The 16,956-nt window shown below is 32.4% G+C and carries 12 protein-coding genes; 3 read left to right on the top strand and 9 right to left on the bottom strand.

Annotation, left to right across the window (positions count from 1 at the left end; all coding sequences use genetic code 11):
• Positions 1-29: 29 nt before the first annotated feature.
• The 3 genes from Q0910_RS12090 to ychF all read right to left on the bottom strand — a co-directional run bounded on the left by Q0910_RS12090 (position 30) and on the right by ychF (position 4,489).
• A complete protein-coding gene (locus Q0910_RS12090) occupies positions 30-2,219 on the bottom strand; it encodes a response regulator (RefSeq protein ID WP_299216567.1) in 2,190 nt (729 codons plus the stop codon).
• Between the two features lie 146 nt (positions 2,220-2,365).
• On the bottom strand, positions 2,366-3,268 hold the full coding sequence (locus tag Q0910_RS12085; RefSeq protein WP_299216564.1) for a DMT family transporter: 903 nt from the start codon (positions 3,266-3,268) through the stop codon (positions 2,366-2,368).
• Positions 3,269-3,394: 126 nt separating this feature from the next.
• Complete coding sequence (ychF, locus tag Q0910_RS12080) at positions 3,395-4,489, bottom strand: redox-regulated ATPase YchF (protein ID WP_299216562.1); 1,095 nt, start codon at positions 4,487-4,489, stop codon at positions 3,395-3,397.
• A gap of 220 nt (positions 4,490-4,709) precedes the next feature.
• Between ychF and Q0910_RS12075 the strand changes: the two genes are divergently transcribed.
• Positions 4,710-5,261 carry a hypothetical protein gene (locus Q0910_RS12075; protein WP_299216560.1) on the top strand — a complete coding sequence of 184 codons (552 nt, stop codon included), beginning with the start codon at positions 4,710-4,712 and terminating at the stop codon, positions 5,259-5,261.
• Positions 5,262-5,737: 476 nt separating this feature from the next.
• Here Q0910_RS12075 and Q0910_RS12070 read toward each other — a convergent pair whose 3' ends face one another.
• Positions 5,738-7,072, bottom strand: coding sequence for an RICIN domain-containing protein (locus tag Q0910_RS12070; RefSeq protein ID WP_299216558.1), 1,335 nt, complete (start codon positions 7,070-7,072; stop codon positions 5,738-5,740).
• A 346-nt stretch (positions 7,073-7,418) separates the two neighbouring features.
• A complete protein-coding gene (locus Q0910_RS12065; protein WP_299216556.1) occupies positions 7,419-9,374 on the bottom strand; it encodes a polysaccharide lyase family 7 protein in 1,956 nt (651 codons plus the stop codon).
• Between the two features lie 591 nt (positions 9,375-9,965).
• Here Q0910_RS12065 and Q0910_RS12060 point away from each other — a divergent pair.
• Positions 9,966-12,782: a TonB-dependent receptor gene (locus tag Q0910_RS12060; RefSeq protein WP_299216554.1), complete on the top strand. Its 2,817-nt coding sequence runs from the start codon at positions 9,966-9,968 to the stop codon at positions 12,780-12,782.
• Positions 12,783-12,840: 58 nt separating this feature from the next.
• On the opposite strand, the gene Q0910_RS12055 is transcribed toward Q0910_RS12060, so the two are convergent.
• The 4 genes from Q0910_RS12055 to Q0910_RS12040 all read right to left on the bottom strand — a co-directional run bounded on the left by Q0910_RS12055 (position 12,841) and on the right by Q0910_RS12040 (position 15,743).
• On the bottom strand, positions 12,841-13,686 hold the full coding sequence (locus Q0910_RS12055; RefSeq protein ID WP_299216552.1) for an alpha/beta fold hydrolase: 846 nt from the start codon (positions 13,684-13,686) through the stop codon (positions 12,841-12,843).
• Positions 13,673-14,548, bottom strand: a complete 876-nt coding sequence (locus Q0910_RS12050) for an alpha/beta fold hydrolase (RefSeq protein WP_299216550.1) — start codon at positions 14,546-14,548, stop codon at positions 13,673-13,675. Before Q0910_RS12050 ends, Q0910_RS12055 begins: the two co-directional genes overlap by 14 nt.
• Positions 14,549-14,662: 114 nt before the next feature.
• Positions 14,663-15,274 (bottom strand): outer membrane beta-barrel protein, encoded by a 612-nt coding sequence (locus Q0910_RS12045; protein ID WP_299216548.1) that lies wholly within the window; start codon positions 15,272-15,274, stop codon positions 14,663-14,665.
• Positions 15,275-15,392: 118 nt separating this feature from the next.
• Complete coding sequence (locus Q0910_RS12040) at positions 15,393-15,743, bottom strand: 4Fe-4S dicluster domain-containing protein (RefSeq protein WP_118456440.1); 351 nt, start codon at positions 15,741-15,743, stop codon at positions 15,393-15,395.
• A gap of 65 nt (positions 15,744-15,808) precedes the next feature.
• Between Q0910_RS12040 and Q0910_RS12035 the strand changes: the two genes are divergently transcribed.
• Positions 15,809-16,870, top strand: coding sequence for an acyl-CoA reductase (locus Q0910_RS12035; RefSeq protein ID WP_299217539.1), 1,062 nt, complete (start codon positions 15,809-15,811; stop codon positions 16,868-16,870).
• Positions 16,871-16,956: the final 86 nt, after the last annotated feature.

Raw genomic sequence — 16,956 nt, 5'->3', positions numbered from 1 at the left:
CTATATTTATACATAATACAAGAATCAGATTATGGTAGCAAGTTTTTAGCAATAATATCTCGAAGATCGTTTTTATTTAATGGTTTATTAATGATATCATTCATACCAATAGCTAAGCATTCCTCCTGAACTTCTCCTAACTCTGCAGCAGTTAGTGCTATTATAGGAGTAGTTTTATCAAATTCTCTAATTCTTTTTGTGGCTTCGCTACCATTTAGATAAGGCATATTAAGATCCATTAATATCAAATCAAAATCTTCTTTTTTAACCATTTGCACTGCATTAAAACCATTTTCTACAATAATACAATCATACCCAATCAAGCTCAATAAATTTTTAGTTACAATTTGATTAATCTTGTTATCTTCTGCTACCAATATCCTACGATAAACGTTAGTTTTACCATTATTCCGTTCATTTACAGAATGTTCTTCTCCTTCTTCTAATATTTCTAATTTTAAGTCAAAATAAAACTTAGCTCCTCGTCCTTCATTACTTTCCAAATAGACTTTACTGTCCATCATTTCTAAAAGGTTTTTTACGATGGAAAGCCCCAGACCTGTGCCTTCTACTTTATTAGACTCTCTATCTACTTGAGAAAATTTCTCAAATACATAATCTTTTTTATCCTCAGGAATTCCTACGCCGCTATCCTCTACTTCATAACGAATATAGATGGTGTTATTTTCTTTATTAAGTATTTTGATTCTCAGCCATATTCTTCCATTTTCAGTAAACTTAGAGGCATTTCCAATCAAATTGATCAGAATTTCTGATAATCTAAGTGAATCAACATTAAGAGAATCTGGTAGATCATTTGGCACATCCAGAATAAGTTCATTGTCTTTACTTTTTGCTTGATACTCAAATGAATTCAGTAAATTCTGTGATAACTTAAAAAGGTTTGTAGGTGTTTTTGCCAATCTTACTTTATTGGATTCTATTTTACTTATCTGAAGTACATTATTAATTAGGTTTAAAAGATAATCTCCTGAAAACTTTAATGACCCTAATAACTGCCTATGTTTCTCTAATACATCTTTATCCTCAAGTAACAATGAGGTTATTCCTACAACACCATATAATGGAGTTCTCAGTTCGTGACTAACTGTAGATATAAATTGAGATTTTACTTGGGTAAGTTTTTCAGCTTCAGCTTTAGCTTCAACGAGTTGTTTGTTTTTATCTTTCAGTACACGATTTAATTTTTTCTTTGATCGATATCCTATATATAAGAAAAATGCTGTAGCAAATAAAAATATCAAACCTGCAACAGAAATAATATTAATCGTTCTGTTGTTTTTTGCCATTTTAGTCTGATACTCCTTTTCAGTTTTTGTTACTTCTAATTCTCTTTTATACTCGTCTACATTAAAACTAACTCTGGCAATTTCTATCTGCTTTAGTTTTTCCTTATTGTAAACTTGATCTTTATACTCTTGAAAACGTTTAATATCGTTATAAGCTTCTGTAAGGTTACCCTTCTTTTCGTGCATTTCTGCCCTCGCTTCATAAAGATAGGAAAGCTCTAATAGCATATTATGCTTTTCTGCAATCTGAATAGATTCTTTAAAGTATTCTTCTGCTTTTGCATACTGATTTTGACTTAAGGCTAGTCTACCTTTAAGATAATACACCTCACAATATCCCTCGATATCCCTATTTTCTACTACCAATTTGTTCGCTTCCTCTAAATATGGAATAGCTTTATCAAATTCTTTTGCATCTATATAAGTCCAAGCAAGATTAATTACTGGAGTCATATATTCTTGTGAGTCATTTAACAACTTTCCAAGCTCGGTAGCTTTACTATAAAAAACCAGCGAAGCTTCCAGGTCTTTATAACCATCAGAGTACACATTACCTAAACCATTATTGTTCCATAATATAAGTAATGAATCATTTGCTTCTTCTGCATATTTTAATGATTTTTTGAAATATTGCTCTGCATTTTTATAATCTACAAGTGTTTCATAGTTATAAGCCATTAAATAATAGGCCTCCGATTTATAATGATCATTATCTAATTCATGTGCATAATTAGCTGCCTTAATTGCATATTCAAGAGATTCCTTAATCTTATACTCGAAGGTTAGATTGTTAGCGGTATCTATTAAATATTGCAGACTATCATTAACAGGGAATTTAGATTCTTGCTGACTGCAGGCCAAATAAGGAATAGAGAATATAAAATATGTAAATAGTAATATTTTCCTCAAAATATGCAACTTTTATAAATGTCTTAACTTCTCTAATACAATGATATCAACTATCAGTAAATGTATTTAATCTTTAAGGTTAATTTACTAAAAAAAAACAGAAAAACGTTGGTTTTGTCCGGTTAAGATAAAGATTCACTCATCCATTACTTTGCTTTTTTACTCTTTTTCGTGATACTATAAATCCCTAAAATCACTACGCCAGCACCAATAATCTGTATTGAAGATAAACTTTCTCCCAAAAAGAAAAAGGCAAGTATAATGGTAGATATTGGTCCAAGACTACCTATAATAGCTACATTTGAAGCCCCTAACTTTCCTATTGCGTAGGAAATGAGATATGACGGAATTATAGTGGAAAAAAAAGCCATCAGAATACCCAAAACATATACTTCTGAAGAATAACTTACAAGGTTTCCTCTATCAAAAGCTAAATATTGAAAAATTATGCATAAAGAAGATACAATCATCGCATACGAGGTAAATGCAATAACTCCAAACTTAGGTATTAACCAACCGCTACCTACTAAATAGGTTGCATAAGTAAGAGCACTGAGAAAAATTAAAGATACTCCTAAAATAAGGTTTGACGTATCTAATTGAAGTTCTTGCCAAAAGGTAATCACTACTCCTATGTACGTAATAATTATGGCTACTAACTGTTGTTTTGTTATTTTATCTTTTAAAAATATTCTGGAAATGATAATGACCAAAGTTGGGTATACAAATAGAATTATCCGTTCTAATCCCGCTTTTATATATTGTAATCCAAGGAAATCAAAGTAACTGGCTAAATAATACCCTACAAAACCAAAGAACATGATCCACAAATAGTCTATTTTTCTTATTTTTTCAGGGTTTGCAGGTTTATTAAATGCAGCTATAGCGAAATAAAAAGGAAGAGAAAATGACATCCTAAATAATAACAAATGTTCTGAACTTATATGATACTTATATGCCATCTTGACCATAACCGCTTTTGCAGAGAATAAAACCACACCAATAATTGCCAAGGTAATTCCTAAAGAAATCTGTTTAGATTTTTGCATCGTATAAAAATAAAAGCAATATTTTCTGTTCTTTTTCTGAATCAATAAAAATTACGATGTCCAACAAAAAAACCTCCTAGAAAATGAGCTAAGAGGTTTTGTATAAAAAGTAAACTTTTATTTATATTATACGTTAAATAAGAAATGCATTACATCACCATCACTTACAACATATCCTTTCCCTTCTACTCCAAGCTTACCAGCTTCTTTTACTTTAGCTTCACTACCATAAGACACATAATCATCATACTTAATTACTTCTGCACGTATAAATCCTTTTTCAAAATCTGTATGGATCACACCTGCTGCCTGAGGTGCTGTAGCACCAATAGGAATTGTCCAAGCTCTTACCTCTTTTACTCCTGCAGTAAAATACGTTTGTTGATTTAACAGCTTATACGCTGCACGAATCAATACAGATGCTCCAGGCTCTTCTAATCCCATATCCTGAAGAAACATTTGTCTTTCTTCATAATCATCAAGCTCTGTTATATCTGCTTCGGTCCCAACGGCCAGAATAATTACTTCTGCATTCTCTGATGAAACCGCTTCTTTTACTCTTTTTACGTGATCATTTCCATCAACAGCAGCATCTTCGTCTACGTTACAAACATATAATACCGGTTTATCTGTAATAAATTGCAGCGGTTTTACAAACGCTAGATGATCATCCTCAGAAACTTCAATTGCTCTTACAGACATTCCAGCTTCTAAGCCTTCTTTTAATTTCAGTAATACTGCTTCTTCTTTCTGAGCTTCTTTATTACCCGTTTTTGCGGCTCGTTTGATCTTATCTAACTTTTTTTCAAGTGTTTCAAGATCTTTTAACTGTAATTCTATATCTATAGTTTCTTTATCACGAATTGGGTCAATAGAACCATCAACGTGCACGATATTATCATTATCAAAACAACGTAACACATGAATAATCGCATCAGTCTCTCTAATATTTCCTAAAAACTGATTTCCTAGACCTTCTCCTTTACTTGCTCCTTTTACCAATCCTGCAATATCCACAATCTCTACAGTAGCTGGTAGAACGCGCTCAGGATTTACTAATTCTTCAAGTTTTTCTAATCTTGGATCAGGTACATTTACAACACCTATATTTGGTTCAATCGTACAAAATGGAAAGTTAGCACTTTGCGCCTTTGCATTAGACAAACAATTAAAAAGTGTTGATTTTCCTACATTTGGTAATCCAACTATTCCTGCTTTCATATTTATGTATGTATAAGAGCTAATATGATATTTGCTCAAATTTTTGAGAATGCAAAGATAACAGTATTAACACATAGTATACAAATACTACGTAAAGAGATTATAATTAAAAGTAAATATGTTCAATCCCGTTTACAACAGTAATTATTCTTATAATTTAATCACTATAGAATGATTTTATTACTTTTTCGTAATTTTACAATACCAAATAAACAAACCAATGAAAACACTAAGAAATTTAGTAACAATTATGCTTTTCTTGTGCACCTGTATAAACTATGCGCAATCTGAAGACAAAAAAGAAGAGAAAGAGAAAGCAGAGGAAACGAAAGCTAAAGAAAATACTTCTGAAGAAGTAGTAACTAAAATAATTAGAATTAAAGGCGCTAATGGCGAAGAAAAAGTAATCAAACAACAACAGGTGATTACTAAAAAAAGTGAAGTAAAACTAAGTCCTGATGAAGAAGATGGCGAAACTAATAGAACTGCTGTTTATACACCGCAAAAGGTATCTGTTAAAAACTCTGGAACGACTTCTAATGAAAAAATATATAGCAGTATCTCTGATGGCTCAGGCTATATATTAACACTCATTGATGAAAAAGGCGAAAAAACATCTAAAGCTAAACCTATTTCTAATGGGTACTATTTAGTAAATACGGGACCAAAAGATAATTGTCTGGGACACTTTGATGAAAACAAAAACCTAATCCTAGAAACGTACGATTCTTCTACAGATGCTATTGTAACGTTGACATACAAATTAAAGTAGGTTGTAATTTTAAGTCTATTAAATACTTATTGTATCAAAAACTACCCGAAACGGGTGGGAACCTTTGACAGCTTATTAAATAACTTTATTGCTTAATCCTTAAATTAAGTAAAATGTTACAAAGTATTTTAAATTTAAATGATGTTCAGACTTTAGACAAAAGGCAACAACAAACAATTAACGGCGGTTATTTCCCTCAAACTTTAGAAGAATGTAGAGCATGCGGAGGAATTAGCTGGATACCTTCTCCACTAAACGGCGGATTATGCGAAATGTCCTGGGATAGTCCATGCAATGTATAATAATTATAGTTTTAGTCTATAAAAAAGAACTCTTTAGTGATAAGCTCGTGATATCTTAAATTATATATTATAAAAAATGACCCAATATAAAAATATCGGGTCATTTTTGGTTATTAATCTATCTAATATTCAGCACTACTTTTGTTATATTCAATAAGAGAAAATGACTTTAGCCTAGTTAACGCTAAGGTTTTTAATTGCTACTTGTCCATATACATTAGAGCTAGAATGGCTACTGCTGGTTGATTGTAAATACGCCCCTGCTTTGAAATAATTCTCATCTGCATCTCCTATATTAACAGAAGTAAACAATGTTCTTACTCTACTACCACTATTGTTTAACTCATATAATCTCACTACACTATTTCTCATTGTTAACTCAAAATAGTACTCAGTATCCATATTCATATTAAAATCGATAGTTCTTCCTGAACCTTCTATTTCTTCTGTTACATAACCTAAAATCCTAAGGTCTACCGAACCTGAATTTTGTCCACTGTTACCTTGGACTTGTACACGGATAACGTCATCATAACTATCATTTCTTTCATGAATTTGACCAAAACATAGTTTCCCCGATGGTGGAAGGTCTTCTATCTTAAATCTCCATTTCATAGAATGTTCTGTATTGGTAGTTCCATCCCAATAATTACTTCCTCCATTTACTAGTTCTCTTAACTCTGATCTTGGATTAGATGATCCTCCAGAAGTTGGGTTTCCTGGATAACATCTAAATGTTGCATATCCATTATTTTCAAAAAAGAAATGACTCTCATTTGTACTTGCGTTATCTGCATAATTCAATCCGTTATCATTACTACCTACATTGAGATTACCACTAAAACCGTTTAATTTCCAACCACTTCCTATAATACTAGCTGCAGTTCCTCCTGTTGGTGGAGGTGGTGGTGGCGTACCTCCTACTTCAGTGAAAAACCATCTGAATTTATCATTACCATTCCAAGAACGTGATTCTACGTTTGCACCATTAGAGGTACTTCCTCCTGCAACACCTATAGATTTTCCACTATCACGAGATTTCAGCCTATAATATCCACTACCAACACTAATAATTTGCCATTCTTGATGACTACTCCCATTATAAGCTCTTGATTCAATATTAGCCCCATTGCTATTGCTTCCGTCTTTAACAGTAAGTGACTTACCGCTATCTATGCCCTTAAGTCTATAATAACCGCTACCAACACTAATAATTTGCCATTGCCTATGAGTACCACTTGCGTTACCCCATTGTTGGACATTAGCTCCATTATTATTACTTTTATTAGCTACATCCATATGCAATCCACTTTTTTTATTTCTCAAATAATAAGTTTTCCCTGCAACTGGGGTTGCTTTTTGGAAAACATCTTCTTCTAAATCAGATTCTGTGGAATTCACTAACTCTTCTGATTCACAAGAAATGAAGGCTACAAAGGTTAGCAACAAGAAAGTTTTGACAAAAAAAGGTAAAAACACCTTAATTCTGTGGTTTACATAAGTTTTCATAATAGTGAAATTTAATTATTAATATTATTTGTGTTAAATATTTGGTTATCCAATAAAATAATTGGTTAACCAATTTAGTTGTAGCAATATTAGTAATTTATTAACACAACTCAAACGTTTTCGTAAGTTTTTTTGAATTTTAACCAATTATAGTGTTAAAATATTAACTATAAGTGTGTTTTTAAGCCATATTTTTTATCAAAATGATATTTATATTCGCTTTTAAATTTATTAGTTAAGTTTTACATATTGTTGGATATACTAAAAGGTATTAATACCATAAAAAAAGACCACCTAAATTTATTTAGGTGGTCCAATCTTTAGTATATAAACTATTTCTATAAAATTAATTATCGGGAGATACAACTAAATTTCTAATCAATACCTGACCATAATCACTAGAACTTTCGTGACTACTACTTGTTGATTGTAAATAACATCCTGCCTTAAAATAGTTTTCATCCGCATTACCTATGTCGATAGATTTAAATAACTCTTCTATTCTATTCCCATTATTCCCTAGATTGTATAAAGTAACAACTCCATTACTCATCGTTAATTCAAAATAATACTCTGTATCCAACTGCATATCAAAATCAATTGTTCTTCCTTCACGATCTTCAACTTTCTCAGTTACATATCCTAATATTCTCAAGTCTACTCTTCCAGAACTTTGACCAGCATCTCCTTGTACTTGAACTCTTATGACATCATCATAAAAATCATTTCTCTCATGAATTTGACCAAACGCTAATTTACCGGAAGGTGGTAAATTTTCTACTTTAAATCTCCACTTCATAGAGTACTCTGTATTTGTATTGCCATTCCAATAATCGTCTCCTCCATTTATAACCTCCCTCAATTCGGATCTTGGATTACTAGATCCTCCAGAAGAAGGATTGCCAGGATAACATCTAAATGCAGCATATCCATCTTTCTCAAAGAAAAAATGACTTTCATTTTTACTAGCATTATCTTCATAATCTAATCCATTGTCACTACTACCAATATCTAAAGAACCTGAAAATCCATTTAACTTCCATCCAGGACCAATAATACTAGCTGCACTTCCTCCTGGTGGTGGACCTTGTGGTGTTGCATTTATAACTCTACTAGCAGAAACGTTGCCGGAATTATCCACTGTGACTGCAGTAAATGTGTAAGAAGTACCATTAACCAAGTTATTAATAGTTACGCTTTCTCCTGAAGAAGTTACCGCTCCTCCTTCATATGTAATATGTACGTTATTAAAATCAGTGTCTCCTGGATTATTCCAATTTAAAGCTACAGAACCATTACCAGCTGTTGCGCTTAATCCAGAAACTGGCCCAGGAGGAGTTGTATCTCCAGGGTCGCCACCTTCTCCATAAATTTCTGTTTCTATGATACTATTCCAACTACTGCTAGAATTACCGAAACAAGAAATTCTTACATATCTAGCCGCTACATTATCAAAATTATAAGTTTCTAAACCTTCAGTAGTACCACTACTCCCATCTGTTTTTGCATTAAATACTGTATTTAAGGAAGATGTCGAATTACCCACTCTAATTTTAAAATATGCTCTTCTTTCATCACCTTTAAACCAAGCTATTTTTAAACTTGATACTGTTTTTGTAGCACCAAGATCGTAGGTAATATATTTACCAGTATATCCGTTAGAAGACCATCTTGATTCCGTATTTTCAATTTCTCCATCTATTGTCTTTTCTGGTCCATAACCAGTTTGATTTCCATTAGCAGAAACACTTATTGGTATAATCTTGCCTGATTCAGTTGGACCTCCCAATTCAGAACTATCCAATGTAAAATCATCAAAACGAACATCTCCACTATCTCTAGTACCTAAAATCGTGACTGAAGATGAACTTTCACTATTAAATGCAACAGTAATTTCTTCATAGCTACTAGTATTAAAATCATTAGTTTGACCACCTATGGAAAGTTTTCCATTTCCATTAACCCAAGCTTTTAGTATATAATCAGTGTTTTGGCTTACACTTACAGTTTGTGCTATCCTACCTGAAGAGCTAGTAACTTTACCTGCTTTAGATCCGGAGTGCTCATCACCAGAGATAGCGTATTTAGCATTATCCCCCCAACTTACTTCGCCTGATTCGAATCCTGGGTTTTGAATGGGTACGGAGGCCTTTATTTCAGAATCATCTTTAATTCCTTCTAAGAGTTCATCTTCAATTTGTTCATTGGTACAGCTTACTGCTGAAATAAATAGTAACAATAAGAACGTAGTGATACATGATAAATAAGACAACTTTCCCCTAATAATTGGTGATTTTTTCATTTGTTAGTAATTTTTTTTAAAATATTTACGCTTTTCCCAAAATTATCGATTCGATTAAATTGGATTACCAATAATAAAATTGGTTAACCAATAATTATGCAATGATAATAATTTATACAGAGCCCGCAAACGTTTTCGTAATTTATTCCACAAAAAAATATCTAATAATCAAATTTTTAACATAAAACCAAATAACATGTTAAATCAAATATGAAAATAGTATTACTAACCAAAACTAATAGCTGTCAGCAACCTGATCTAATCAAAAGAAACTATCAATGAAGAAGAATTAAACTTTTACACCTTAAAAATAAGGAACACTTAGTAAGATTATCTGTTATCGTACAAAAACGATCTTTTAAAAATAGAATTCGTTTATATCAAAATAGTATTCGTTTCTTTTTGGTTAACCAATTTAACTTATTCCAGATAAATTATTATCTGCCGAGAAATTCGCAAAAACAATCCATTAAAAACTAAAAATCATCAACAACGTACAACGCTAAAGGGCAACTTGCAATAAATATGATTACTAAACATAAGTTTTGAATTTATTGAATATCTTTATTCCAAACCAATAAATATATTTACATGAAAAAACTCACACTCATTTTATTTGGCTTATTCACAAGTTTAGGATTTAGCCAACGCATTGTTACAGGAACAGTAACAGACACTTCAGGATCACCCGTACCTTTTGTCAATATTGTAGAGAAAGGTTCTAATAAAGGTACTACAACCGACGATGATGGAAATTACACCATTGCCGTTGATGAAAATGCCACCTTGGTGTTTAGCTTTATAGGTTTCCAAACTCAAGAAATTCCCGTAGGTACCAACGACAAGATTGATGTTGTTCTTTTAGAAGGAGAAGCGCTTAGCACAATCATTGTAGTAGGGTCCAGAAGTCCAAAACGTACGGCTACTGATACTCCGGTAGCTGTAGATATTATCGATATGCAAGATATTGTCACAAAAAGTGGTAAAATAGAAATCAATGAACTATTACAGTATTCTGCTCCTTCATTTAATGCTAATAAACAATCTGGTTCTGATGGTGCTGACCATATTGATCCTGCCAGTTTACGAGGTTTAGGCCCTGATCAGACATTAGTTTTAATCAATGGAAAAAGAAGACACAGCTCTTCTCTTATCAATATCTTTGGTACTAGAGGTCGAGGAAATTCTGGAACCGATCTTAATACGATTCCCGCAACTTCTATTAAAAGAATCGAAATTCTAAGAGATGGTGCTGCTGCGCAATACGGTTCTGATGCTATAGCTGGAGTTATTAATATAGTTTTAAAAGATAATATTGATAAACTTAGTGGTAGCATAAGCTACGGTGCATACAATACAAATGCCAAAGGAGATTTTCCTGATGGAACTCCAAATACTGATGGTAATCGTTTAGATACTGAAAATGATGGTAACAGACTAGCAGATGATAAAAGTCTGGATGGTGGTTCTGTAAAAGTAACTGCTAATTACGGAGTTGGTATTGGAGAAAAGGGGTATATCAATTTTACCACAGAATATGTAAGTAAAAACAAAACGCTTAGACCAGGATTTGATTTCAGAAGAGGTTTTGGTGAAGCAGCAATAGATGGCTTTAATTTCTTTGCTAATGCTAGTATTCCGTTATCAGATAAAACTGAACTATATGTATTTGGAGGCAGAAACTATAGAGATACAGACGCATTTGCTTTTACCCGTAACGGTGGTGAACGTGTTGTAACTGAAATTTATCCTAATGGTTTTACACCAAGAATTACTTCTAATATTATAGACAATTCTATTTCTGCCGGTGTAAGAACTGAAACAGACAGTGGCTGGAAAATTGATCTTAGCAATACATGGGGGAAAAACAATTTCCATTATTTCATTAAAGGTACGCTAAACGCTTCTTTACAAGATAACTCTCCTACAGAATTTGACGCTGGAGGACATAGTTTAAGTCAAAACACTCTTAACTTAGACTTCTCTAAGTATTATCCAAAACTAGCCAAAGGTTTGAACCTAGCTTTTGGAGCCGAATATAGAACTGAAAACTTTATAATTTTTGCTGGAGAAGCAGGATCATACGGAACATTTGACACAAATGGAGAAATAGTGACTCCAAGTACTAATTTTAGAAATTTACCCTATTGGAGACCTAATGGTAATTTTGTAGCTACAAATTTTGACACTTTCGGAGATGAAATATTAACAGATTTGTTTATTGATACTGATGGTTTTGCTCAAAATATTAATGGTGATTATGTAGCCTATTCCGATGTTGCTGACGCTAATGGTAATTTCCCATTAGTTGTTGTCACGAATCCAGGTGATCGACAACGTATTGACGCTTTAGCAATTCAAAGACCAGGTGGTTCTCAAGGGTTTCCTGGTTATGGGCCAAGCAATGAAGTTAATCGATCCAGATCTAACCTGTCTCTATATGCTGATGCAGAATTAGACATTACTGATTCTTTTTTGTTAGCTGGAGCTGCAAGATTTGAAAACTATAGTGATTTTGGAAGTACTATTAATGGAAAACTCGCATTTAGAGTAAAAGCCTCTGATAATATCAACATTAGAGGTTCTGTAAGTACAGGATTTAGAGCGCCATCCTTAGCACAAATCTATTACAACCTAAGATTTACAGATTTTCAAGGTGGTGTTGCTACGGAAACGTTGTTATCTCCAAACAATAGTCCCGTAACCGCTTCATTCGGAATTGATCGATTAGAAGAAGAGACCTCTATAAATGGTTCTATCGGAGTAACTGCTAAATTAGGTGATTTTTCTGCTACAGTAGATGGATATTACATTGATATCAAGGATCGTATTGTACTTACGGGAACTTTTGAAGCTACAGAAATTGATAACGTTAATGAAGCTCAATTCTTTGCCAACGGTGTTGATACAGAAACTGTAGGATTGGATGTTGTGCTTTCTTGGAAAAGTAATTATGATTTTGGAACATTATCTGCCCTATTAGCTGGAAATGTTAATAATATGTACATCACTGATATAAAATCTGATGATCTAGATCAAAGTATATTCTTCGGGAAAAGAGAGCAAGCATTTTTATTAGCATCAGCTCCAAGAAGTAAATTTGCTCTAAATTTAAATTATAATAACGATAAATTTAATGCAGGTCTTGGTATGACTCGTTTTAGTGATATCACTTTAGTTGATTTCACCGACGCAGAGGATGAATACGGTGCAAAAATAACCGCTGATCTAACAGTAGGTTATAAACTATCTGAAAACCTAAAGATTACTATAGGTGGAAATAATATTACTAATGAATATCCAGACCAACAAGATGATGGAGAAACGGAAGCTGGTGGATACTGGGATTCTGTGCAAATGGGATTCAGTGGTGCATATTACTATGCTAGATTAGATTTTAATTTCTAAATAAATTACTGTCACGTGGAGCGGAATCGAAATGTATTATTTTATTAACTATAAATAACTACTTCTCGACTTCGCTCGAAGTGACATTCCGGTTTTCGTTAGAATCTTTCTCTAACACATTATCAATAGTTCCTATATATTCTTCAAAGTTTATCAAGTCATTGTGTGATCCGCCTTCAATAGTAATCATTCTCTTTTCTCGTATAGGTATATTTTCAAACAATCTTTTACCAGATGCATAAGGTACTACTCCATCGTCAGTACCATGATAAATGGTAACATCACACGCTACTTTTTGTATAAACTCATTTGATGTAAACTTAAATTTTAATATACTTTTTACGGGAAACATCGGTAACCAATGAGAAGTTACTTCTTCCATGGTATTATATGGAGTTTCTAATATTAAATTACCTGGTTGGTTGGTTGATGCAATTTTTGTAGCAATACCTGTTCCCAAAGATCTACCATATACTATTATCTGATCCTCTTTATATAGTTTTAATGTATAATCATAAAATAACTGAGCATCGTTGTATAAATTTTCTTCTGTTATTACACCTGTACTCTTTCCATAACTTCTATAATCCATTACGATCACATCGTATTGTTTTTTAGCAAAAAAAGCCGTTATATTACCCCATCTGGATAAACTTCCTTTATTCCCATGAAAATACAAGATTATTCCTTTAGGGTCTTTGTTTTTAAAATGTATGGCATTTAATCGTTCACCATCTGTAGTCTCCAGAAAAAATTCTTCAAAAGGATGATCAAATTGAAATGTATAATTTTCGGGAAGTTTTTTAGGCTGAAAAATAATTTTATGCTGAAAGAAACTTAATAACCCTAATACCATAAAATATATTATCAATGTCCATATTAGGACTTTTTTAAGCTTGGACATTTACTTTTTTTTCAGAATGTCTTACACCAATGCTAGTATTAGAGAGATTTATTTTTCTCATCTTCGAATTAATAATTTCCCCTAGCATCTTATGATAGGATTCAAAATTATTTAGGTTTTTATGACCTCCACCAATAACCGTATACAATCGGGTAAGTTTTGGTTTTATCTTTGACAATTTAATACTAGACTTAAAAGGGATTAATTTATCCTGTGTCCCGTGAATGATGTGTATAGGACAATTCACATATTTTAACCACTTATAAGTAGGTATTGGGTATCTCATAATTAAAGAGACAGGCATAAAAGGAATAAACTTACCTGCTACCTTACTCAAACTATAATAAGGTGCATCAAGAATTAACATTTTGGGGTTATTGATAGAAGCTAATTTTGTTGCAAAACCAGATCCCATAGATCTGCCATATAGAATGATGTACTTTTCGTCTACTTTTTCTTTTAATTTATTATAAACAAATTGAAGATCTCTTTTTATAGCTTTAAAAGAACGTCTGCCAGTACTTTTTCCAAATCCGCGATAATCTAACATACATACATCATACCCGTGTCTGGTAAAATCAACTGCGAACTTACCCCAACCTTTTATACTCTTGGAATTCCCTTTAAGATACAAAACAACTCCTTTAGGATCTTCAACCTTAAAATGAAGCCCATTTATTATAGCGCCATCTCTAGTTTCCAGATTATATTCCTCTACAACTTGATTGTTATAATGAAATTCAAAATCCTTGTCTAATTTTTCTGGTTTGAAAATAAAATATTCCTGCAAATAATACAATGCTACACTAGCTACAATATAAAATGCAAGAATAATAATTGCTATGTATCCCCAATTTGGCATATTAATATTCTTTTAGATGTATTTGTAAGTAACTAATTTACAAAAAATTAAATATAATTGTATAAAAAAATCCTGCCGAAGCAGGATCTTAACTAATATCAGGTTTATTCTATTTTATCGTCTAGCATCATAAATCCTGAAACGAACTCCTACTCGGGCATAGATATCAAAGAATTTACTATCTACATCAACTAAATTGTCTGTAAAATCATTCATCGCACCAGCTTCGAAAAAAATATCAAACATCTCTCCTACCATCTGAGAAAAACCCAGACCATATACTCCACCAATGACTAATTGTTCGAATTGATCAGATTCTAAATCTACACCACCGAATTCTACACCAGTGTTTAGCCTAAAAGAAGGACCAACATTAATAAAAGGTCTAAAACGATCTTTACCTCTACCGAACAAATACCTGAATTTAGGATTAAAACCTACTTGCAATGTTTTAAAATCCGAAGTAATTGTTCCTCCAGGAAGATTCGTTATAACTTCACTATTTCTCTGTAAAATTTCAACAGAAAAAACAATACTTGTTTTGGCTCGAACACCCATTATGTATCCATATCCTGCATTAAAATGAAAACCAACACCACGATTATTATCAGAATTTTCAACGTTTAAACTAGAACTTGTTATACCACCCGTTACTTCCCAGCGATATTGTCCATAAGAAGAAAAGGAAATAACAGTGAATAAGATAAAGAATATTAATTTTTTCATAATTTCATGTTTAGATTTGAGGTTAAATTCTTGACGAAAATACTAAAATTTAAAAAACGAGTATAAAAAAACCTGTCTAAACAGACAGGTTTATAATAAGTATCTATAAAATAGTTTGTTATTCTTTATGCATAAATGCCTGTTTCTGTAATAAAAACTCTTCTGTTTCAACCACATCTTCATCCGGTACACAACAATCTACAGGACATACCGCAGCACACTGAGGTTCTTCATGAAAACCTTTACATTCTGTACATTTATCGGGTACAATATAATAAATCTCATCGCTAACCGGTTCTTGAGCTTCTTCTGAATTAATGGCTTTGCCTCCAGGAAGCACTACATCTCCTTCTAAATCAGTTCCATCTGCATATCTCCAGTCATCCGCACCCTCATAAATCGCAGTATTCGGACATTCTGGTTCACATGCACCACAGTTTATACATTCGTCCGTTATTATAATTGCCATAGCTTTTTTTATTCTAAATTTGCATCACAAAAATAACCCGTAAACTAGTGATAAACAAATTAGAAATGGTATTAAATGATCGAATAGTCGCTTTTTCTGAATTAGGTAGGTTCTTAAGTCAATTCAAAAACACTGGTTATGAGAAGATTAGCAACATCAAGCATCAAGAAGATTTTTTTGATGGAATGATTCAAAAAATAGAATCTGCTAAACACCATAATGGTTGGTTTACAGAAGAAAATATCGTGTTTTCATTATCACAATGGAGTAAGACGCTTACAAAACATAATTTAGAACAATGGTTGTCATCTTATTCTTTAGATACCATAACGACTAAAACAATCGGGATCATTATGGCCGGTAACATCCCTTTAGTTGGATTTCATGACTTCATTTCGGTACTCATAAGTGGGCATAATATTTTAGTGAAACAATCCTCAAACGATAATCAATTACTTCCGTATCTGGCCTCATATCTTATTGCAATTGAACCAAGATTTGAAAAATGCATTTCTTTTACTGAAGAAAGATTCACGGATTTTGATGCTATCATTGCTACAGGAAGTAATAATACAGCTCGCTATTTCGAACATTATTTTGGCAACAAACCCAATATTATACGTAAAAATAGAAATTCTATAGCCGTATTGACCGGAAATGAGTCCAAAGAACAATTAGCAGCATTAGGTGAGGATGTTTTTAGATATTATGGCTTAGGTTGTAGAAGTGTTTCTAAACTTATGGTACCAGAAGGCTATGATTTTGACTTATTTTTTAAATCTATTTATGAATACAATGATATCATTAATGGAGCTAAATATGCCAACAATTATGATTACAATAAGGCCGTGTATTTAATGAGTAATTTTAAGTTATTAGACAATGGTTTCCTAATGCTTAAAGAGGATGAAAGTTACAGCTCACCTATTGCAACTTTGTTTTATGAGACATATACATCAAAAGAGGAATTATTACAAAAATTCGAAGCTGATAAAGAAGCTATACAATGCATAGTCGGTGATAATTTTTCTGATGATAGCATTGATTTCGGAACCACACAACACCCTTCTCTATCAGATTACGCAGATAATGTTGATGTTATTGAATTTTTAACAAAAATTGACTAAATAATTTATCATTTTGACAATGATTTTGTTTTAGATTATTAGCACCTTTGTGGTGTTTTTTCTTACTGGTTTAAGGAGCCGGAAAA

Origin of the sequence: uncultured Aquimarina sp., from assembly GCF_947495315.1 — a bacterium.
Lineage (GTDB): Bacteria > Bacteroidota > Bacteroidia > Flavobacteriales > Flavobacteriaceae > Aquimarina.
This window is presented reverse-complemented; position numbering and strand designations above follow the sequence as displayed.